The organism is Oleiphilus sp. HI0128 (assembly GCF_001635365.1).
This window is the reverse complement of record NZ_LWGG01001260.1, coordinates 1-743: the sequence shown is the minus strand read 5'-3', so window position 1 is coordinate 743 and position 743 is coordinate 1. Positions and strand designations below refer to the sequence as shown.

Sequence of the window (743 nt, the reverse complement as noted above, 5' to 3'; positions counted from 1 at the left end):
CCAAAACATCAATAAAGCTAGTACCTGGTACTGGGTCACCACCAATACCTACGCAACTTGACTGACCGAAGCCTGCATCAGTTGTTTGCTTAACCGCTTCATAAGTCAAAGTACCTGAGCGAGAAACAATACCAACCTTTCCTGGTAGGTGAATGTGACCAGGCATGATACCGATCTTAGTCTCTCCTGGGGTGATAACACCAGGACAGTTTGGTCCAATCATACGAACGCCAGCTTGATCAAGCTTAACCTTCACATCAACCATATCCAAAGTAGGAATGCCTTCAGTAATGGTAACGATCAGCTCGATACCTGCATCAATCGCCTCTAAAATCGCATCTTTACAGAAAGGTGCTGGAACATAGATAACCGTAGCCGTCGCACCCGTAGCTTCAACCGCTTCGCTAACAGTGTTGAATACTGGAAGACCAAGATGAGTCTGACCACCCTTACCCGGACTTACACCACCAACCATTTGCGTGCCATATGCAATAGCTTGCTCTGAGTGGAAAGTACCTTGCCCACCAGTAAAACCCTGACAGATAACTTTTGTATCTTTATTAATTAAAACTGACATTATTTACCCTCCGCTGCAGCGACAACTTTTTCTGCAGCATCTGTCAATGATTCTGCCGCGATAATATCCAAATCAGAGCTAGCAAGCACTTCTCTGCCCGCTTCAGCATTTGTACCTTCAAGTCGTACGACAACTGGTACTTCAACACCTACTTCTTTAACTGCAC

At 45.4% G+C, this 743-nt stretch carries 1 protein-coding gene and 1 pseudogene; both read right to left on the bottom strand.

All coding sequences use genetic code 11. The annotated features are described in order from the left end of the window. Positions 1-577: succinate--CoA ligase subunit alpha (locus A3763_RS21260; protein ID WP_068760477.1), on the bottom strand; the 577-nt coding region annotated here is incomplete at its 3' end. Further along, positions 577-743 (bottom strand): annotated as a pseudogene (gene sucC, locus A3763_RS27165) (succinate--CoA ligase subunit beta); the annotation flags it as partial. The gene A3763_RS21260 and the pseudogene sucC, both read right to left, overlap by 1 nt.